Here is a 19,905-nt window from a genome sequence, read left to right on the forward strand (position 1 = left end):
AGCCAAGCCCGGCACGTCCATGGCAGGCTGGTGCCATGCACATCCTCGTTGTCGATGACGACCAGGCGGTCCGCGACTCGCTGGCCCGGTCGCTCCACTACTCCGGCTGGGAGGTGACGACGGCCAGCGACGGGATCGAGGCGCTCGCGCGCCTGTCGGCGATGCGCCCGGACGCGGTGATCATGGACGTGATGATGCCCCGGCTCGACGGCCTGGAGACCACCCGCTCGCTGCGCGCCTCCGGCAACGACGTGCCCATCCTCGTGCTGACCGCCAGGGACGCTGTCGGCGACCGGGTCGACGGCCTGGACGCCGGCGCCGACGACTACATGGCCAAGCCGTTCTCCTTCGAGGAGCTCCAGGCCCGGCTGCGCGCGCTCACCCGTCGTGCCCGCCCGACCACGGACGAGGCCGGCGCAGAGGTGCTCACCTTCGCCGACCTCAGCCTCGACCTCCAGACGCGCGAGGTGACCCGCGGTGGACGGCGGATCAGCCTGACCCGCACCGAGTTCGCCCTGCTCCAGACCTTCCTGGAGAATCCCCGGCGCGTGCTGGAGCGCAGCTGGCTGCTCAACGAGGTCTGGGGCTTCGACTTCCCGACGACCGCCAACTCCCTCGAGGTCTACATCGGCTACCTGCGCCGCAAGACCGAGGGTGAGGGCGAGGCCCGGCTGATCCACACCGTGCGCGGCATCGGCTACGTGCTGCGCGAGACCCCGCCGTGATCCGCTGGCTGCGATCCGTCCTCTCCGTCAACAACCGGCCGCTGCACGACCGGCTCGCTGCGCTGGTGTCGGCGGCCGTGGCCGGAGCGGTGGCGATCACCGGTATCGCCGCCTACATCATCACCACGGTGGCGGTCTACAACCAGCTCGACGGTGAGCTGTTCGACATCGCCGGGGTGACCGCGAGCTGGATCCGTGGCGACGTGGAGTCGATGGGCGGGCTCAACAGCGACGCGCTCGCGACCGCGAACGTGACCATGATGCTGGTCCGCTCCGACAACGCGCGCATCACGCCGCCCGGCGCCTCCACCGTGCTGGAGCCGACGGCGGCCGAGCGGGCGATCGCCCGCACCCAGATGGGTGCGACGGCGCGCACCGGCGTCGACCAGGCAGGGACGCCGTACCGCATCGTCGCCATCCCGCTGACCGACGGCACCAACCACTACGCGCTGATGCTCGGACGCCCGCTGGGGCCGACCGACCAGATCCTGCGGATCCTCGCGTTCTCGCTGCTCACGTTCGGCCTGCTGGCCGTGCTCGTCGCCGGCGCCATCGGCTGGGTGATCGCCCGCTCCGGCCTGCAGCCGATCCAGCGGCTCACCGACGCCGTCATCCGCGTCACGGAGACCGACCAGCTCGAGCCGATCGAGCTGGGGGGCATGGACGAGCTCACCGACCTGACGCGCTCGTTCAACACGATGATGGGCACCCTGGCGTCCTCCCGGGAACGCCAGCGCCGCCTGATCGCGGACGCCGGGCACGAGCTGCGCACCCCGCTGACCTCGCTGCGCACCAACGTCGAACTCCTCATCGCCGACGAGCGCCAGGGCATGCTGCCGCCGGGCGCCCGGGGGGAGATCCTGCGCGACATCGCCGCCCAGCTCGGCGAGTTCACCCAGCTGATCGGCGACCTGGTGCACCTGTCGCGCGAGGACAAGGTGGAGGCTCACCCCGAACCGATCGACCTGCGTGACGTCGTGAACTCCTCTGTCACCAGGGCGCGGCGCCGCGGGCCCGGGCTGGCGTTCGATGTCGAGGTCGAGCCGCTCTACCTCGTGGGCGAGCCCGACAGCCTCGAGCGGGCGATCACCAACCTGCTCGACAACGCGGTGAAGTTCTCCCCGCCCGGCGGGACGGTCACCGTGCGCCTGATCGGCGACCGGCTGCGGATCAGCGACGAGGGCCCCGGCATCGCCGAGGCCGACCTGCCGCACGTGTTCGACCGGTTCTACCGCTCCGACAAGGCCCGGAACACCCCCGGCTCGGGGCTCGGCCTGTCGATCGTTGCGCAGACGATCAAGGCGCACGGCGGCTGGGTGAAGGCCGGACGGTCGGAGTCCGGCGGCGCGGAGTTCACGATCCGGCTGCCCGGGTCGAGCATCCCGCCGGAGGAGGCGACCGAGGTCACCGACGGCGAAGGGACGGTCGTCCTGCCCCGCGTGCCGGGCTGAGCGTCGCGCTCGCGACGGCCCGGCGATGGTGTGGGGCAGCGGCGGCCGGGAGGGGTTTCGGCCGCCGCCGCCGGTTCATGCCCAGGTCATCCGATGGGGGTCGGACTCCGGTGGCGTGCACATCCTCTCAGGTGGTGCGTCCACTCCTCAGTAGCCACGCGACGTGTCGGCCGACACCGCGTCCCCCGACATCGCGGCCACGAAGTCCGCGGTCGCGATCGGCTTGGAGAACATCGGGTAGTCGTAGGTGATCGCGTTGGCGTGCTCGGCCTGCGAGGTGGCGCCGACGGCGTCGGTCAGCGTGTACACCTCGAACCCCTTCTCGTACGCCGAGCGCATGGTCGACTCGACGCAGCAGTTGGTCAGGAAGCCGGCCAGGACCACCGTCCGGATCCCCTTGCTGCGCAGGATGAAGTCGAGGTTGGTGGAGGCGAAGGCGTCCAGGCCACGCTTGCCCTCGAGCACGATGTCGCCCTCGGCGGGCGCCATCCGGTCGTCGATCTCGCAGCCCCAGGTGCCCTTGACGAAGGACGTCGAGTCGACGACCCCCTTGAGGATGCCGTACGGGTGTTGGGTGATCTCGTAGTAGCCCGGCTGGAACGAGATCGGGCTGTGGATGACGGTGGCCCCGGCGGCGTGGGCAGCCCCCACCGCCTCCTGGGCGTGCTCGACGGTCTTCGTCGACTCCATCACCTCGGCGACGGCCCCGTGGAGGGTGCCCCCCTCGCTGGTGAAGTCGTTCTGGAACTCGATCAGGACAAGGGCGGTGGTCTTGGGATCCATCGCTGCTCCTCTCATATCGCTGGCCCGGTCCGGCCCGGGCGTGGTCAGCGCCATTTCCAGTGGGGGTGGTCTAGGGGGTCAGGCCCGCCTGCTCCGCGAGCAGCTCGAGCACGTGGCGGTACGGCGTCCCCGTGGCACGGGTGAGGCCGAGCTCACAGGTGCGGTTGCAGCTGGCGTGGGCCTCGGCGCTCAGGGACGCGGCCTCTGCCGCCTCCCGCCGGGTGGCGGAAGCGGTGAGCTCCGGGTGCAGCATCCCGCGGTCACCGGCGAAGGCGCAACAGCCCCAGTCCAGCGGGACGTTGACCGTCTCGGCCACCGCCCGCGACACCGTCACCAGGTCGGGGTTGAGACCCATCTGGGTGGAGGAGCAGGTGGGGTGGATCGTCAGCGAGTCGAGCTTGCGGTACTCGCCGAGGACCGGCAGCACGTGCTCGGCCACGAACGCCACGGCGTCGATCACCTCGACGTGCAGGTCGGGGTCGGTCTCGAGCATGTGCCGGAAGCCCTCGGTGCAGCTGGACGCATCGCACACCACCGGCAGCCGGCCGTTGTCGGTCGCCTCCCGGATCACCGGCAGCACGCGCTCACGCATCGCCGCGTAGCCGTCCGGGATGCCCTTGCTCGACCACGGGGTACCGCAGCACAAGGCCTCGACCTCCGTCGGCACGAGCAGGGTGAGGCCGGCCTTCGCGCACAGTGCCTCGAAGCTCACCTGGACGCCGGGGCCTTCCAGCGGGCCGAACATCACGTTCACGCACGCCGGGATGTAGACGGCGTCGGGCGCCCCCTTCGGCGCCGGGCGGGCACGGGACGGGCCGCCGCCGGGAAGCTCGGCCGACCACAGCGGCACGTTGTCGGTGCCGAGCATCGCCCGTCCGAGCCTGTTCACGCCCACCAGGGCGGTCTCCAGCGGGCCGGGCAGCCGGTCGGTGATCCCCATGACGGTCGAGAACGTCGCCGTGGTGCCCTTCCAGTGCCGGGCGAGGGTGGTCCACACGGCCTTGGTGGCCGCCGGTGTGGTCTTCTCGCGCCGCAGCTTCTTCACCAGCAGCCCGGTGTTGATGAGCACCGGGCAGGCGGTGCCGCACATGCCGTCGACAGCGCAGGTGTGGACGCCCGCGTACTCGTAGTCGTCCTCGAGGAGCCGGACGAGGGCATGGTCGCCGGCCGCCTCGGCGTTGGCGATCTCGCGGCGCAGCGCGATCCGCTGGCGCGGGGTGAGGGTGAGGTCGCGGGACGGGCAGACCGGCTCGCAGTAGCCGCACTCCACGCAGCGGTCGACCTCGGGCTCGACCGTCGGCGGCAGCTTGATGTGCTTGAGGTGCAGCTCCGGGTCGTCGGTGATGATCGTGCCGGCGTTCAGCAGGCGCTGGGGATCGAACAGGTCCTTGATCGCGACCATGACCTCGTACAGCTCGTCGCCGTACTGGCGCCGGACGTAGGGCGACATCACGCGACCGGTGCCGTGCTCGGCCTTCAGCGAGCCGTCGTTGGCCAGCACGAGGTCGACCATGTCCTCGGTGAAGCCGATGTAGCGGGCCATCTGCTCGTCGTTCTCGAACCGGTCGGTGAGCATGAAGTGGATGTTGCCGTCCTTGGCATGCCCGAAGATCACCGAGTCGCGGTAGGAGTACCGCTCGAAGAGCACGGCGAGGTCGGCGCAGGTGTCGGCCAGCTTCGCGACCGGCACCACCACGTCCTCCAGCAGGGCGGTCGTCCCGCTGGTCCGGGCGCCGGCCACCGAGGTGTACAGGCCCTTGCGCAACTTCCACAGCTTGCCGCGGACGGCCTCGTCCTGGGTGAGCTCGACCGGGCCGAGGCCCAGGTCGTCCAGCGTGGGACGCGCGCCGTGCGCGAGGTGCTCGAGCTCCTCCGCAGTGGTGGCCTGGTACTCCAGAAGGAGCGCGGCCTGGGTCGACACGTCGAGCTGCTTGATCATCGCCGGGGTGTTGGGGAAGGACTGGCCCACGCGCAGCGAGGTGGCGTCCATCAGCTCGAGGGTGGCGGCTCCGGTGGCCACCAGGCCCGGGAGCGCGCGGTTCGCCGCGTACAGGTCGTCGAACACCAGCAGCGCCGACGAGGTGTGGGTGCGCAGCGGGATCGTGCGGAAGGTGGCGGACGCGACGAAGGCCAGCGTCCCCTCGCTGCCGACGATGAGGTGGGCGAGGATCTCGGGCACGGTGTCGTAGTCGACCAGCGCGTTGACGCCGTAGCCCATCGTGTTCTTCATGGAGAACTGCTGGGCGATCCTGGCCACCGACGCCGGGTTGGACACCACCCGCTCGCGCAGCCGGAGCAGGCCCTCGTACAGGGCAGGCTCGAGCGTCCGCAGCTTCTCATCCGCGTCCGGGGCCCCGGTGTCGACGACGGTGCCGGACGGCAGCACGACCACCACCGACTCCAGCGTCCGGTAGCTGTTCTCGACCGTCCCGCAGGCCATGCCGGAGGAGTTGTTCGCGACGACGCCGCCGATGGTGCAGGCGGCCTCGCTGGCCGGGTCGGGGCCGAACTTCCGTCCGTACCGGGCGAGCCGGGCGTTCAGCTGCTTGACCGTGACGCCGGGCTGCACCCGCACCCGTGCGCCGTCGTCCAGCACCTCGACGCCGGTGAAGTTGCGGCGGACGTCGGCCAGGACTCCGTCGGTACCGGCCTGGCCGGACAGGCTGGTACCGCCGGAGCGGAAGGTGAGGCCGATCCCCGCTGCTGCGGTCGCCCGGAGCAACCGGGCGACCTCGTCGGCGTCGCGGGGAGCGACGACGGCCGACGGCAGCAGCAGGAAGTGGGACGCGTCGTGCGCCAGTGCCCGGCGATCGAGTTCTCGCGTCCGCACCTGAGCGGGCTCGGCCACGCAACCGGCCAGCAGTGAGGTGAGTTCGGCCTCGGTGAGGACACCGGTCATGGCGTCGGCACCATCCAGGACAGCGGGCCGGCCTGGAGGACGACCAGGACCGTGAAGTAGGCCAGCAGGCCGAGGCTCCACAGCACCACCTTCCGGAAGATGTCGCCCTCGCGGTGGATCATGCCCACCGCCGCGGCGGCCACGGCGAGGTTCTGCGGCGAGATCATCTTGCCCATCACGCCACCGGAGGAGTTGGCCGCGGCCATCAGCACGGGGTTGAGGCCCGCCTTCTCGGCCGCGGTCACCTGGAGCAGGCCGAACAGCGCGTTGGCCGAGGTGTCCGAGCCGGTGATGGCGACGCCCACCCAGCCGATCACCGGCGACATCAGGGCGAACGCGGAGCCGACGGCGGCCAGGGCGTTGCCGAGGCTTGCGGTCTGGCCGGACAGGTTCATCACGTAGGCGAGGGCGAGGACGCTGAGCACGGTGACGATCGTGAACTTCAGCTGCTTGATCGTGGTCACGTACGCCTGCACGGCGTCCTTCGCCTTCACCTTGTAGACGAAGCAGGTGATGATGCCCGACAGCAGCAGCAGGGTGCCGGTGGCGCGCAGGTGGTCGAAGGTGAAGATCGTCGCGACCGGCTTGCCGGCGGCGTTGAGGACCGTCGAGGCCATCTTCCCGTCCTCGCCGACGGCGTTGAGGCCCGGCCAGGGGAACTTCACCTGCCCGATCGAGAGGAGCCACGCCTTCACCGCGGGGATCTGGCTGATCGAGAACACGATGATGATGATCGCGTACGGGGCGATCGCGCCCCAGATGCGGCGGGCACCGGTGGCCGTGATCTCGGGGTAGTGGGCGAGCTTGCCGGACTTCAGCGCCTCGGCCTCCTCGTCCGGGACGACGGAGTGGTCCAGCGGCAGCGGGTTGGACGGCTTCCAGAACCGCAGCATGACCAGGACGACCGCGATGGTGACCAGGGAGGCGACCACGTCGGTGATCTCGACGGTGATGTAGTTGGCGGTGATGAACTGGGCGATGCCGAACACCACGCCGGCGGTCAGGGCCACCGGCCAGGTCTGGCGGACGCCGCGCCAGCCGTCGACGAGGAAGACCAGCACCAGCGGCACGATCGCGGCGACGAACGGGGTCTGCCGGCCGGCCATCTGCGAGAGCACGTGGGTGGTGAGCTCGGGGTGGGTGGAGCTGACCGCGCCGGACAGCGCGATGATCGGGGCGCCCATGGCGCCGAATGCGACCGGGGCGGTGTTGGCCAGCAGGGAGACGACGGCCGACTTCACCGGCTTCATGCCGGCGGCCATCAGCATCGCCGCGGAGATCGCGACGGGTGCACCGAAGCCGGCGAGCGCCTCCATCAGCGCACCGAAGCAGAAGGCGATCAGGATCGCCAGGACGCGCTGGTCGTCCGAGATCGAGCGGATCAGCTGGCCGAGGCTCTCGAACCAGCCGGTGATCACCGACAGCTGGTAGACCCAGATGGCGTTGACGAGGATCCACATGATCGGGAAGGCGCCGTAGAAGGCGCCCTCTGCGGTCGCGCTGAACGCCATCGCGGCCGGCATGCCCCACCCGATGATGGCCACTGCGATCGAGGCGGCGAGGCCGATCAGGGCCGACAGCCAGGCCTTGACCTTGAAGACGCCGAGCAGGAGGAACAGGAGTATCAGGGGGAGCGCCGCGAGCAGCGCGGAGAGCGCCAGGCTCCCGGCGATCGGGGCGAGCGGTTGAGTGAACACGGGGATCTCCTCTTTGAGATTGACCAACGTGTAAGATTGTCGAACAAGTGGACTCGTTCGGCAAGGGGTTGGAGTGAGTTTGTTGCCCTAGGATTCGGCTCGCAGGAACTACGCAAGAAAGCCCAGGGGTGGAAGTGGTCCGCAACATCGTGGTGACGTCGGTCATCGACGCCGTGGTGGACGACCTGAAGGCGCAGGTCCTCGGACACGACCTGCGTCCCGGCACGCCGCTCACCGAGGCGGAGGTCGCCGCCCGCTACGACGTGGCGCGCGCCACCGCGAAGGCGGCGATCGAGCGGCTCGTGGCCGACAAGGTGCTGGTGCGCAAGAACCACAAGACGGCAAGGGTGGTGAAGCTCGGGCCGGCGGACGTCCGCGACATCTACCGCACCCGCGCCTACCTCGAGTCCGAGGTGCCGCTCGAGGCACGCGTGGCCAATGCGGAGATCGAGGCGCTGTGGCGTCAGGGGAGCTGGGACAGCGTGGACGCGGACATGCGCTTCCACACCTCGCTGATCGACGCTCTCGGCAGCGCCCGCACGAGCTCGGTCTACGGCTCGCTGGCCTTCGAGGTGAAGCTGTGCATGGCCCAGCTCCAGGGCAGCCAACGGCTGAGCCCGGAGATCATCGTGGCCGAGCACTCCCGGATCCTCGACCTGATCGACGCCGGGGACGCCTCCGGCGTCGCGGCGATGCTCGACGAGCACCTGGCCCGCGCCCGTGAACTCCTCGCCGGTGCCCTGGGCGGCGTGCCCGGGCCGGAGGCCGAGCGGCCGTCGACCGCGCTGATGGCGCAGCTGCCGGGCTGACGCCCGCCTGTCAGGGGTACGGCCAGGGGTTGGAGGTGCAGCCCCCCAGGTCCTCGGCCTGCGGCATCATCACCGGCGCCGGCTTGCCCTTCTTGGCGCAGTCCTGGCTCTTCTCCCCCAGCAGCCGGCCCACGCCGTGGTTCACCAGGTAGGCCTGCCAGGACGCCCTGCTGACGTAGGTGGAGGGCATCCCCTTCCACCACGACGCGTCGAGCACGGTGTCGCCGCCGTCCACGCAGCTGCCTCCGCCGTCGAGGCCGCACAGCTTCTTCGCCGTCGCCGGCGAGGCGAGGGTGATCGTGAAGTCGGCCTTCTTCGCGTCCGCGACAAGGGCGAAGCGGACGCTGCCGCTGCCGGCCCAGCTGCGGGGGTCGTTCAGCACATCGGCCACCTGGCGTCCCACCTTGTCGGCGTCGAGCTTCGCCGAGGTCTCCACGCGCAGCGCGTAGCGGTGCAGCGTTCCCGACGAGCCAGCGGCGTCGACGCTGAGCCCCGCGGTGTCGAACCGGCCCGACGACCCCACCTTCGGCCAGCTCGTCGACGGTTCCGGTGAGGGCGAGCCCGACGGCTCGCCCGTTGCGGTTCCCGACGCGGACGGCGTGGGGGTCGGCGTCGGGGTCGTGGGGGCGGGGACGGGAGTGACCGACGCGGTCGGCCGTCCGTCGCGGTGCACCGGGGCGGACAGGGCGTTCGCGCCGACCACCAGCGCCACCACCAGCAGCGCGGCGACGGCCGCCGACACCCAGGTGAGGGGACTGATCCGGGCTCCCGCTCCCCGCGTGGCGCCGCGCACGGTCTCGCGGAGCGCCGTCCAACGGTTCGGCGGGGTGGGCTGGGTCACCGTCCCAGACTAGGGGGCGATCCGGTGCCCCCCATGGTGCGACGCGGGCGGACGCGGGGAAGGGCCCCGGTCACCGGTGCCGGGACGCGGAAGCGCCGGCCGTCCGTGGAGGGACGACCGGCGCAACCGGAAACGAAATCAGGCGGCGACGACACCCACGGTGATGTGGGCGACCACACCGGCGGTCAGCTTGATGCCGACCAGGTGGCTGCCGACCGTCTTGATCGGCTTGGCGATCTCGACCGCGCGCTTGTCGAGGGCCGGGCCACCGGCCTTCTTCACCGCGAGGACGATGTCGCCCGGGGTCACCGCGCCGAACAGCTTGCCGGTCTCGCCGGCGTGGGCGGGCAGGGAGACCTCGAGGGCCTCGAGCTGCTCGCGCACCTGGACGGCGTGCTCGGTGCCGCGGATCTCGCGGGCGTCACGCGCCCGCTTGATGCCCTCGATCTGCTTCTCCGCACCGCGGGTCCACTTGATCGCGAAGCTGCGCGGGAGCAGGAAGTTGCGGCCGTAGCCGTCCTTCACCTCGACGACGTCACCGGGGACGCCCAGGTGCTCGACGGGGGCGGTCAGGATGAGCTTCATGTGTGCCTCCCCCTTCTCAGCGAGCGGTCGAGGCGTAGGGCAGCAGCGCCAGTTCGCGGGCGTTCTTCACCGCGATGGCGACCTTGCGCTGCTCCTGCACCGAGAGTCCGGTCACGCGACGAGCGCGGATCTTGCCCCGCTCGGAGATGAACTTCCGCAGCGTGGCGGTGTCCTTGTAGTCGATCGTGCCGATGCGAATGCTCTTCGCGGGGGCGATCTTCTTCGATTTCAGCGGCTTGCGCTGTTGGGCCATTGTGGTGCTCTCCTTGGTTCATGAAAGCCCGGCTCGTGCCGGAATGACGTGTGTGGTGCCGCCCCGAGGGCCTCGGGCGCGGCGTGGGGGATCAGAACGGGGGTTCCTCGCTCTGGGCCGAGGCCCAGGGGTCGGCACCCGCGGACCGATCGCTCTGCCCGCCCGAGTTGTTGCTCCAGCCACCGCCGGAACCGGACGAGCCGCCGGAGTACGAGCCGCCGCCACCGCCGGATGAGCGGGTGACCTTGGCGGTCGCGTACTTCAGCGCGGGACCGATCTCCTCGACGTCCACCTCGAAGACGGTGCGCTTCTCACCTTCCCGGGTCTCGTACGTGCGCGAGCGCAGCCGGCCCTGGACGATGACCCGCATCCCCTTGGTGAGGGATTCGGCCACGTTCTCGGCCGCCTGTCGCCAGACCGCGCAATTGAGGAACATGGCGTCGCCGTCCTTCCACTCATTGGTGGTGCGGTCGAACGTGCGCGGCGTGGAGGCGACGGTGAAGTTCGCCACGGGTGCCCCGGACGGGGTGAAGCGCAGTTCCGGGTCGGCGGTCAGGTTGCCGACCAGGGTGATGAGGGTTTCGCCAGCCATGTGGATGTCTTTCGATCGGACGTCATCAGGACCCCCCTAGCGTGTCAGGTGCCACCGACAGCGCGCGAGGGTTCGCTGTGGATCAGTGCAGGTCGGGACGGATCACCTTGGTCCGCAGGATCTGCTCGTTCAGGGTGAACTGGCGGTCCAGTTCCTTCACCACGGCCGGCTCTGCGGTCAGGTTGATGACGGCGTAGATGCCCTCGGACTTCTTCTTGATGTCGTACGCGAGGCGACGACGGCCCCACACATCGATGTTGTCCACGGTGCCGCCGGCCTTCGTCAGTCCTGCGAGCGGCTTGTCCAACAGGCCGTTCACCTGACGCTCGTCGACCTCGGGATCAATGATCACCACGACTTCGTACTTGCGCATACGCGAACTCCACCTCCTCTGGTCTCTGGCGGCCATGGGCGCTTCCCATGGCAGGAGGGCGTAGCAGTGGCCGTCACGGGACGGCCGAAGAGCAAGCGTACCGGCAGCGGGCGGGCGGGGGCCAATCGCGCGCGGCGGAGACGCGCGGCGTCCGCCCGGGTTCCGGGCGGGAGGGTCAAGACCCGCACCGCGGGTGGTCGCCGGCCACTACGCTGCGGCCCAACCAGGTTCGGGGGAGGCACCCATGCGCAATCGGCTCGCGGCCGTCGTCGCCACCGCCGTCGCCGCTGCGCTGCTGTGGTCGGCGCCCGCTCCGGCAGCCGTGGGGAAGACCCCGCCGCCGCCCGCGTCCCTGGCGACGAACACCATCGACGCCCACCTCGGCTACATGCCGCAGACCACGTGCACGCCCACGGCCAAGCCGGGGACGAAGGCCCTGCTGTCGCTGCTGATCGCCACCTGGGGCGGCGGCTCGTCCGGGATCTCCCGCGCGTGCAGCGTCGGCGCCACCTCGGAGCACAAGGAGGGTCGCGCCCTGGACTGGCACATGGACATGAAGTCGTCGAGCCAGCGCTCGAGGGTCGACAAGGCCCTGGCGTGGCTCACGGCCAACAACGGCGAGGTCGCCTACCGGCTGGGCGTGATGTACATCCTGTGGAACCAGCGCATCTGGTCGGTGTACTACCCCGAGCTCGGCTGGCGGAAGATGGCCGACCGCGGCTCCTACACCGCCAACCACAAGAACCACGTGCACATCTCGCTGTCCTGGGACGGCGCGATGAAGCAGACCTCCTGGTGGACGGGCGTCCCGGTGTCCTCGCCGCTGAACAGCCGGTGCGGCACCGGCGGCGCGCGCGCCTGCCTGCCCACGATCGCCCGCGGCACCCTGCCCTGGCCGTACCAGCACACCGAGGTACCGGCATCGTTCCTCCCCGCGCCGTGGACGACGCCCGGTATCGGCGGGGGACCGCAGGTGGACCGCACGCTCACCGCGGTGCCCGGCACCTGGGTGCCCGAGGGCGCGGAGCTCGGCTACCAGTGGCTCGCCGACGGCCGGCCCATCCAGGAGGCCACCGCACCGACGTTCGTGGTCACGCCGGACCTCCTGGGCGCGGCGATCCGGGTGCGGGTCACCGCGACGTCGGAAGCGGGATCGACCACGAAGACCTCCGACGGCACGACGGAGGTGGTGAAGGCCCGCTTCGCCCAGGCGCCGAAGCCGGTCCTCACCGGCACCGTCGCGACGGGCCGGACCGTCACCGTGGAGACCGGCGCGTGGGCGCCGGCGCCCGACAGTCTCACCATCACCTGGAAGCGGGACGACCGCACGATCAGCGGCGCGAGCGGAGTGGGCGCCACCACCTACACCCCCACCGCGTCCGACACCGGCGACCGGCTGACCGTGACGGTCACCGCGCGCCGCGCCGGCTACACGACCACGTCGGTGACGTCGGCGGCCACGACGGTCGCCAGGGGTGCCTTCGACACCACCCCCGTGCCCACGGTGTCCGGCGAGCCGGTCGTCGGGGGGCAGCTCACCGCCGACCCGGGCACGTGGGAGCCCGCGGCCACGATCTCCTACCAGTGGTACGCGAACGCGAAGAAGATCAGCGGGGCGACCCGGCAGTCCTACCGGCCCACCGCGGGCCGGGTCGGCGCACAGGTGCAGGTGCGGGTGAAGGCCACCCGTCCCGGCTACACGACGGTCTACCTGAAGTCGGTCGCGGTCGTCGTCGCCGCCGCCTGAGGGTACGCGGACGGGCTCACGGCCCCGTGAGCAGGACGAGCACCGTGATCGCGAGGGCGAGGCTGACCAGCGCCAGCACGGCGACCGCCACCTGCCAGTGCCGCACCCCGCCTGCGACCCCGGCGTCCACCGGATCGCCGGTCGCGGAGAAATAGGCCTCGGACGCGGCGACGAATTCCCGCTCGGCATCGGTGAGCAGGCGCTTGCGCCGGGCCCGGTCGACCCAGGAGTCGAACATGGCCAGTCGCCGCACCGGGATCAGCGCTGCCGGATCGCGCCCGCTGCCGATCCAGACGTCCGCGCAGCTGCGCAGCTTCTCCATCACCACGAGGTCGTCGCGATGCTCGGCCAGCCAGCCGCCCAGGCGCCCCCAGTGCGCGAGCAGCGCCTGGTGGCTGATCCGCACCTCGTTGTCGACGGTGGTGAGCATCCGCGCCGCGACGAACGCCTCCATCGCCGGACGTGCGGTCGCGTCCACCTCCGACAGCGGGACGGTCTCGCGCACCAGCACGTCGCCGGCCACGCGCACCAGGCGCAGGAACAGCCGCTCCGCCGCGGCCTTCTGCTCCGGCTCGAGCGCGAGGTAGACCTGCTCGGCCAGCCCTCCACAGCTCGCGCGATGCCGCCGGCGGCGTGGTAGTCGGCGGCCGTGAGCCGACGGCCGTTCCCCACGGCCCAGATCAGCAGCAGGGCGTTGGACAGCAACGGCAGCGCGCCCGCGCCGATGCGGTCCGCCGGCCCCGGCGCGAGCTCCTCCAGCAACACCCGGACCAGGTCCTCGTCCACGGCCACCCCGAGCGCCTCCGCCGGGCGGACGATGACCTCCCGGCACTCCTCCCTGGTCAGCGCCCCCAGCAGGACCGGTCGCGACAGGGCCTCCTGGAGCAGGGGCTCGAGGCTGGCGGCCTCGAACGCGTCCGACCTCATCCCCACCACCACGACCGCCCGCTGCGACAGCGCCTCCAGCGCGGCGAGGAACGAGCGGCGGACCGCTTCGGGCAGGGCGAGCGCCTCCTCCAGCTGGTCGACGACCACCAGCTGCCGGCCCGGCTCCCCGGCGAGCGCCGGCGTCTCGTCCGCGAGCAGCCGGATCACGGTGAGCGCCGTGCCACCCCAGCCGGCCAGCGCGCCGCCGGTGGCCTCGCGGCCCAGCAGGCCGGCGGCGAGCAGCGATGACTTCCCGCTGCCGGAGGCGCCCACGAGCGCGATCATCCCGGTGCCCTCGCGGGCGGCGAGCTCCAGCACCGCGTCCGCGAGGCGGGCGCTCTGGCCGGAGCGGCCGAAGAACAGGTCCTTGTCCGCAACGCGGTACGGACGCAGCCCGAGGTAGGGGGACTGGCCGCTGCGCAGCGCCGGCTCCACCCCCGTCCAGCTGTCGTCCCACAGGTCCTCCGGCACGGCGTCGACGAGGTCGAGGTGCTCGAGGAGCTTCAGGTAGTTGCCGCGCAGCGCCGGCGTGGGGAAGTGCTTGCCGTTGAGCCAGCCCTGCGCCGTGGTCGCGGGCACGTCGGCGATCCGGGCGACGGCACGGATCGAGAGGTGGTGTCGCTGGCGTGCGTCGTTCACCAGGGAGGCGAACTCCTGGCGACTCGCGGGGGTGGACATGACGTGATTGTGTCAGCGCCAGCCCACCGGCCCCGCGCTATTCGGAATTCTTCGGATGCGGAACGTCGTCCAGCCACAGGGCCGGGTGAAGGAGTTCGGACAGCTCCAGCGCCTCGACGAGCACGAGGAATTTCGGACGGAGCGCCGGCGTGGGGAAGTGCCGGCCGGCGAGCCAGCCCTGCACGGTGGCCGCGGGGACGCCTGCGATCCGCGCGGCGGACCGGATCGAGAGATGCCGGTCCAGCCTGGCCTGGTTGATCAGGTGGGCCAGCTCGGAGCGGGTCGGCCGGTTGTGCACAATGCTCCTGTCGGGGGTGTGGCCGACCTGGGGGTGACCGGGCCGACGCGGACAGACGTAGGTGCAGGCACGAACCAGGGAATGAAGCGTTCGGCCGCGCCAACGTCTTTGACTGCGATCACCGCCATGATCGCGCGTCCCCTCTACGGTTGGCCGGACAGAACCAGCGCCCCCCAGCCCTGGTCGTGCGTGCCTGCTCCCCTAGTGAATCGTCCTTACCCGCGTCGGATGCGCAGCGTCCACCGACTTCGTACAGACTCATACACCTTCGTCCCTCAGATCCTCGCCCAGGTGCGATAACCACCGTCGAGGTTGCGGACGCGGCGGCCGTGCTGGGCGAGCGTCCGGGCGGCCAGGTAGCCGCGCAGGCCGACCTGGCAGTGCACGATCACCTCGTCCGCCACCTCGTCCAGGCGCGCGCGCAGGTCGTCGACCGGGATGTTCACCGCGCCGTCCACGGTGCCACGGGCGTACTCCGCGGGCGTCCGGACGTCGATCAGCTGGACGCCCCTGGCGACCTCGCCGGCGACCTCGTGCCACTGGATGGTCTCGGTGAGCCCGTCGCGCAGGTTCTCCGCGATGAAGCCGAGCATGTTCACGGGGTCCTTGGCCGAGCCGAACTGCGGCGCGTAGCTGAGCTCGAGGTCGGCGAGGTCGGACGCGGTGAGGCCGCCCCGCATGGCGGTCGCGATGACGTCGATGCGCTTGTCGACGCCGGCGCCGCCGACGCCCTGCGCGCCGAGGATCGCGTCGGTTTCCGCGTCCACCACGAGCTTGAGGCTCATGCCCTCCGCGCCGGGGTAGTAGCCGGCGTGGTTGGCCGGGTGGCTGTGGATCACGCGGATCCTCCGGCCCGCGGCGACCGCGCGCTTCTCCGTCCAGCCGGTGGCGGCGGCCACCAGGCCGAAGGCACCGACGATCGCCGTGCCGAGCACCGTCCGGGACGCCACGGGGCGGCCGGCAATCACGTCCGCGACGAGGCGGCCGTGACGGTTCGCGGGGCCGGCGAGGGGCACCAGGGCCTGGTCACCGGTGACCGCGTCGCGCTTCACCACGGCGTCGCCGACGGCGAAGACGGCCGGGTCGGACGTGCGCTGGTGCTCGTCGACCAGGATGCCGCCGCGGGCGCCCAGCTCCAGGCCGGCGTCCTCGGCCAGGCGGGTCTCCGGGCGGACGCCGATCGCCGCGATCACCAGGTGCGCGGGCAGCGTGGTGCCGTCGGAGAGCTCGACGGTGTCCGCGCCGATGCTCGCCACGGACGCTCCGGTGCGGACGTCCACGCCCTTCTTCACCAGGTGCTTGGCCACCAGCGCGGCCATCTCGACGTCGAGCGGGGCGAGGATCTGGTCGGCGAGTTCGACGACGACCACCTTCAGTCCGCGCTCGGTGAGGTTCTCGGCCAGCTCGATGCCGATGAAGCCGCCACCCATGATCACCGCGGTGGGCTCCGCGGAGGCGTCGGCGCCACCGCCCAGGCGTTCGCGCTCGGCCTGCTCGAGGACGGTGTCCACGGCGGAGGCCATCGCGTCGGTGTCGCCGATGTTGCGCAACGCGAGCGCGCGCTCGACGCCCGGGATCGGGGGCACGAACGGCGCCGCTCCGGGGGCGAGGACGAGGGCGTCGTAGGACTCGGTGTACTGCTCGCCGCTGGCGAGGTCGCGCACGAGCACCGTGCGGGCCGCGCGGTCGATGGCGAGCGCCTCGGTGTTCACCCGGACGTCGATGCCGAAGCGCGCCTTCAGGCTCGACGGGGTCTGCAGCAGCAGGGCGTTCCGGTTGGAGATCACCCCTCCTACGTAGTAGGGGAGCCCGCAGTTCGCGAACGACACGTGGCCGGAACGCTCCAGCACCACGATCTCCGCGGCCTCGTCGAGCCGCCGCAACCTCGTCGCGGCCGACATCCCGCCCGCGACACCACCGATGATCACCGTCTTCATGGCGCTCACTATACCCCCCGGGGTATCCAGATTCCGAATCGGACGTGCGCGCGCGGGCCTTCGGCACCAGCCTGGGGAACCTCCGTGGCGCACCGTCCCCAGCCAACCACCGCACCGGCGGACGCGCCGGCGGATCGGGGAACTCGGGCCGCCAGGACCGGGAGACTGCGAGCCGGGCGACCCGCGGGGAGCGTCAGTGGCGCGGCCTGCCCGCCCGCGAGTACATCTCGTCGACGAGCTGGGCGAACCGGCGCTCGACCTCCTTGCGCTTCACCTTGAGCGTCGGGGTGAGCAGGCCGTTCTCCTGGGTGAACTCCTCCACCAGCAGCCGCAGGTCGCGGATCTGCTCGTAGCCGGGAAGCTTGGCGGTGAGCTCGCCGGCGCGACGGCGCAACTCGTCGAGGATCGCCGGGTGCGAGAGCAGCTCGTCCCGGTGCGCCCAGGTGATCTGGAGCTGCCGCGCGATGTCCTCCAGGTGGGGCAGCGACGGCGCGACCAGCAGCGTGAGGTAGGGACGGTTGTCGCCCAGCAGAAGCGTGTACTCGAAGAGCGGGTCCGCGGCGAGCAGGCCCTCGATCGAGGCCGGGGCGACGTTCTTGCCGTTGCTGGTGACGATCAGGTCCTTGATCCGGTCGGTGATCCGCAGGTAGCCGTCCTCGTCCAGTTCACCGACGTCACCGGTGTGCAGCCAGCCGTCCACCAGCACCGCTGCGGTGTCGTCCGGCCGTCCCCAGTAGCCCGTCATCACGTTCGGCCCGCGGTAGCAGATCTCCCCGGCCTCGGCGATCCGCACCTCGGCACCGTCGATCACGCGGCCGACCGTGCCGAAGCGGAAGCCGGTCGGGGAGGGGAAGCTCACCAGCGGGGACGCCTCGGTGAGGCCGTAGCCCTGGAGCACCAGGAGCCCGCAGGCGAAGAAGAACTCCTCGATCTCGGTGCGCAGCGGCGCGCCGCCGCAGGCCAGCACCTTCTTGCGTCCGCCCATGGCGTCGCGGATGCTGCTCAGCACCAGCTTGTCGGCGACCTTGAACCGGACGATCAGCGAGCTGCTGCGCGGCACCCCGTCGCGCACCGCGCCGTGGAACTCCGCGCCCACCCGCAGCGCCCAGGCCATCAGCCGTTGCTTCAGCGGGGAGTCGGCCACCTTGTCGCGGGCGGCGAGGAACACCTTCTCGTACAGCCGCGGGACGCTGACCAGCAGGTTCGGGCGCGTGCGCACCATCGCCTCCGCGACCGTCCGCGGGTCGGGGACGTAGGTGTTCAGTGCGCCGGAGGTGACCACCACGTACGTCCACGCCCGCTCCAGCGCGTGGCTGAGCGGCAGGAAGCACAGGGAGACGTCGGTGTCGGCGAGGTCGAAGTAGCGGTTCAGCACGTCCACCTGGTGGGTGAACCCACGGTGGGTGAGCATCACGCCCTTCGGCTCGCCGGTCGTCCCGGAGGTGTAGATGATCGTCGCGAGGTCGTCCGCGCTCGCGGCGGCGAGGCGCTCGTCCACCGCCGCCATGTCGGCCGGCGCCTCGGCGAGTTCCTGGGCGAGGGTGGTCGCCCCCGGCACCTCCGCGAAGCCGACCACGCGCTCCAGCGCCGGGAGGTGCGCACGAACCCCCTCGAGCTTGTCCGCCTGCTCCGGCCCGGAGACGAAGATCAGCCGGGCGCCGGAGTCGGCGAGGATGTGGTGGACCTGGTGAGGAGTGCTGGTCGGGTACAGCGGCACGGAGACCAGGCCCGCCGTCGCGCAGGCCAGGTCGGCCAGCGTCCACTCGGGCAGGTTGGGCGCGAGGATCGCCACCCGGTCGCCGGGCTCCAGGCCGAGCGCGACCAGGCGCGCCGCGAGGGCGCGGACGTCGGTGAGGAGCTCGCCGTAGGTGCGGACGCTGCCCTCGGCACCGTCCACGCTCGTGGCCGGGCGCGACGCGTGGGCCGCGGCCGCCTCGGCGAACCTGACCGCCAGATGACCCCTGTCCATGTGAGCTCCTTCGCGTCCGGACCTGACTCAAACCTACTCCACCGTAGGTAGTCCCGTCCCGTCGCCGGGGGCAGACTGGGACGGGCGAGGAGGATCGATGGAAGACCCCGGGGTGAGGGAGCTGGACGAGTTGCTGCGCGGCCTGCGTCCGGAGCGCCGGCCGGGCGAGTACGTGGTGGTCAGCACGACGAGCGAGTCGACGCTGCCCGCGCTCGCGACGGTGGTCGAGGACGAGGGCACAACGCTCGTGCTGGAGCGGCACCACGCGGACGCCTTCCGCCTCGAGCACACCGCGACGTTCGCCTGGATCACGCTCACCGTGCACTCCTCGCTCGAGGCAGTGGGACTGACCGCGGCGGTGTCCCGGGCGCTGGCCGCGCAGGGCATCCCGTGCAACGTGCTCGCCGGCTTCCACCACGACCACCTGCTGGTTCCCTTCGACCGGGCGGACGACGCGCTCGCCGTCCTCGAAGGGCTGTCCACGGCCGGCCGGGCCTGACGTCCGACCCCCTGCCTAGACTGCTGCCCATGCGGATGGGAGCGCACGTCGACCAGGAGGACCCGATCGCCGAGGCCAGGGCGCGCGGGGCGGTACTCAGCCAGTTCTTCCTCGGCGACCCACAGGCCTGGAAGGGCCCGAAGGTCGCCTACCCGGGAGGCGCGGAGGCGCTCAGGGCCGACGCCGAGGCCGCGGGCGTCGCCCTCTACGTGCACGCGCCGTACGTGCTGAACCTCGCCTCCACCAACAACCGCATCCGGATCCCCAGCCGCCAGCACCTCCAGAAGCAGCTCACCGCCGCGGCCGAGATCGGTGCGGCCGGGCTCATCGTCCACGGCGGCCACGTGCTGGCCACCGACGACGCGGCTGTGGGGTTCGACAACTGGCGCAAGGCCATCGACGGGCTGAGCATCGACGTGCCCCTGCTGATCGAGAACACCGCCGGCGGCGCGAACGCGATGGCCCGCCACCTCGACCGGCTGGCGCAGTTGTGGGACGCGATCTCGCACTCCCCCAACGCCGACAAGGTCGGCTTCTGCCTCGACACCTGCCACGCCCACGCCGGCGGCATGGAACTGCTCGGCCTCGTCGACCGGGTGCGCGCGATCACCGGACGCATCGACCTCGTCCACGCCAACGACTCCCGCGACGCCTTCGACTCCGGCGCCGACCGCCACACCAACTTCGGCCAGGGGTTCTGCGACCCCGAGGGCGTCGCAGAGGTCGTCGCCACCGCCGGGGCACCGGTGGTCGTGGAGACCCCGGGCGGGGTCGAGGGCCAGCGGGCGGACCTCGACTGGCTGGCTTCGGTCGCCGGCTCGAGGGACTGAACGCTTTCGGTT

Annotated in this window: 18 protein-coding genes and 1 pseudogene; 6 read left to right on the forward strand and 13 right to left on the reverse strand. The window is 71.3% G+C overall.

From position 1 onward, the window contains the following. Nucleotides 1-35 precede the first annotated feature (35 nt). Nucleotides 36-725, forward strand: a complete 690-nt coding sequence (locus tag ACFQQJ_RS11150) for a response regulator transcription factor (protein WP_377106496.1) — start codon at nt 36-38, stop codon at nt 723-725. Continuing rightward, nucleotides 722-2,176, forward strand: a complete 1,455-nt coding sequence (locus ACFQQJ_RS11155; protein ID WP_377106498.1) for an ATP-binding protein — start codon at nt 722-724, stop codon at nt 2,174-2,176. The genes ACFQQJ_RS11150 and ACFQQJ_RS11155 overlap by 4 nt, the downstream gene beginning before the upstream one ends. A gap of 147 nt (nt 2,177-2,323) precedes the next feature. Here ACFQQJ_RS11155 and ACFQQJ_RS11160 read toward each other — a convergent pair whose 3' ends face one another. The 3 genes from ACFQQJ_RS11160 to ACFQQJ_RS11170 form a co-directional block, all read right to left on the reverse strand. After that, nucleotides 2,324-2,959, reverse strand: coding sequence for a cysteine hydrolase (locus tag ACFQQJ_RS11160; RefSeq protein WP_377106499.1), 636 nt, complete (start codon nt 2,957-2,959; stop codon nt 2,324-2,326). A 70-nt stretch (nt 2,960-3,029) separates the two neighbouring features. Further along, nucleotides 3,030-5,858, reverse strand: a complete 2,829-nt coding sequence (locus ACFQQJ_RS11165; protein WP_377106501.1) for an FAD-binding and (Fe-S)-binding domain-containing protein — start codon at nt 5,856-5,858, stop codon at nt 3,030-3,032. Continuing rightward, the gene (locus ACFQQJ_RS11170; protein WP_377106503.1) at nt 5,855-7,555 is read right to left on the reverse strand and encodes an L-lactate permease; all 1,701 of its coding nucleotides are present in this window, start codon (nt 7,553-7,555) and stop codon (nt 5,855-5,857) included. The genes ACFQQJ_RS11165 and ACFQQJ_RS11170 overlap by 4 nt, the downstream gene beginning before the upstream one ends. A 128-nt stretch (nt 7,556-7,683) precedes the next feature. Between ACFQQJ_RS11170 and ACFQQJ_RS11175 the strand changes: the two genes are divergently transcribed. Then, nucleotides 7,684-8,364: a GntR family transcriptional regulator gene (locus tag ACFQQJ_RS11175; RefSeq protein ID WP_377106505.1), complete on the forward strand. Its 681-nt coding sequence runs from the start codon at nt 7,684-7,686 to the stop codon at nt 8,362-8,364. A 10-nt stretch (nt 8,365-8,374) separates the two neighbouring features. On the opposite strand, the gene ACFQQJ_RS11180 is transcribed toward ACFQQJ_RS11175, so the two are convergent. From ACFQQJ_RS11180 to rpsF, 5 genes are all read right to left on the reverse strand, one after another. Beyond that, nucleotides 8,375-9,205, reverse strand: coding sequence for a DUF3152 domain-containing protein (locus ACFQQJ_RS11180; protein ID WP_377106507.1), 831 nt, complete (start codon nt 9,203-9,205; stop codon nt 8,375-8,377). Nucleotides 9,206-9,343: 138 nt separating this feature from the next. After that, nucleotides 9,344-9,790 (reverse strand): 50S ribosomal protein L9, encoded by a 447-nt coding sequence (rplI, locus tag ACFQQJ_RS11185; protein WP_377106509.1) that lies wholly within the window; start codon nt 9,788-9,790, stop codon nt 9,344-9,346. A gap of 16 nt (nt 9,791-9,806) precedes the next feature. Further along, nucleotides 9,807-10,043, reverse strand: a complete 237-nt coding sequence (gene rpsR, locus ACFQQJ_RS11190; protein WP_377106511.1) for a 30S ribosomal protein S18 — start codon at nt 10,041-10,043, stop codon at nt 9,807-9,809. 91 nt (nt 10,044-10,134) lie between these two features. Next, nucleotides 10,135-10,635: a single-stranded DNA-binding protein gene (locus tag ACFQQJ_RS11195; RefSeq protein WP_377106513.1), complete on the reverse strand. Its 501-nt coding sequence runs from the start codon at nt 10,633-10,635 to the stop codon at nt 10,135-10,137. A gap of 82 nt (nt 10,636-10,717) precedes the next feature. Beyond that, on the reverse strand, nt 10,718-11,008 hold the full coding sequence (gene rpsF, locus ACFQQJ_RS11200) for a 30S ribosomal protein S6 (RefSeq protein ID WP_377106515.1): 291 nt from the start codon (nt 11,006-11,008) through the stop codon (nt 10,718-10,720). A gap of 244 nt (nt 11,009-11,252) precedes the next feature. On the opposite strand from rpsF, the gene ACFQQJ_RS11205 reads away from it, so the two are divergent. Next, a complete protein-coding gene (locus ACFQQJ_RS11205) occupies nt 11,253-12,755 on the forward strand; it encodes a hypothetical protein (protein WP_377106517.1) in 1,503 nt (500 codons plus the stop codon). Nucleotides 12,756-12,771: 16 nt separating this feature from the next. On the opposite strand, the gene ACFQQJ_RS11210 is transcribed toward ACFQQJ_RS11205, so the two are convergent. The 5 genes and pseudogenes from ACFQQJ_RS11210 to ACFQQJ_RS11230 form a co-directional block, all read right to left on the reverse strand. Beyond that, complete coding sequence (locus ACFQQJ_RS11210) at nt 12,772-13,434, reverse strand: hypothetical protein (protein ID WP_377107051.1); 663 nt, start codon at nt 13,432-13,434, stop codon at nt 12,772-12,774. Beyond that, nucleotides 13,371-14,360 (reverse strand): annotated as a pseudogene (locus ACFQQJ_RS11215) (hypothetical protein); the annotation flags it as partial. The gene ACFQQJ_RS11210 and the pseudogene ACFQQJ_RS11215, both read right to left, overlap by 64 nt. 37 nt (nt 14,361-14,397) lie before the next feature. Continuing rightward, nucleotides 14,398-14,658, reverse strand: coding sequence for a hypothetical protein (locus ACFQQJ_RS11220; protein ID WP_377106518.1), 261 nt, complete (start codon nt 14,656-14,658; stop codon nt 14,398-14,400). A gap of 275 nt (nt 14,659-14,933) precedes the next feature. Beyond that, on the reverse strand, nt 14,934-16,595 hold the full coding sequence (locus ACFQQJ_RS11225; RefSeq protein WP_377106519.1) for an FAD-dependent oxidoreductase: 1,662 nt from the start codon (nt 16,593-16,595) through the stop codon (nt 14,934-14,936). Nucleotides 16,596-16,788: 193 nt separating this feature from the next. Beyond that, nucleotides 16,789-18,564, reverse strand: a complete 1,776-nt coding sequence (locus tag ACFQQJ_RS11230; protein WP_377106521.1) for an AMP-dependent synthetase/ligase — start codon at nt 18,562-18,564, stop codon at nt 16,789-16,791. Nucleotides 18,565-18,661: 97 nt separating this feature from the next. Between ACFQQJ_RS11230 and ACFQQJ_RS11235 the strand changes: the two genes are divergently transcribed. Continuing rightward, entirely contained in the window at nt 18,662-19,063 is a 402-nt protein-coding gene (locus ACFQQJ_RS11235; RefSeq protein ID WP_377106523.1) for an ACT domain-containing protein, read from the forward strand. A 29-nt stretch (nt 19,064-19,092) separates the two neighbouring features. Continuing rightward, entirely contained in the window at nt 19,093-19,893 is an 801-nt protein-coding gene (locus ACFQQJ_RS11240; RefSeq protein ID WP_377106525.1) for a deoxyribonuclease IV, read from the forward strand. The last annotated feature ends 12 nt before the right edge of the window (nt 19,894-19,905 follow it).

The sequence above is a fragment of the Propionicimonas sp. T2.31MG-18 genome (genome assembly GCF_964266745.1).
Lineage (GTDB): Bacteria > Actinomycetota > Actinomycetes > Propionibacteriales > Propionibacteriaceae > Propionicimonas.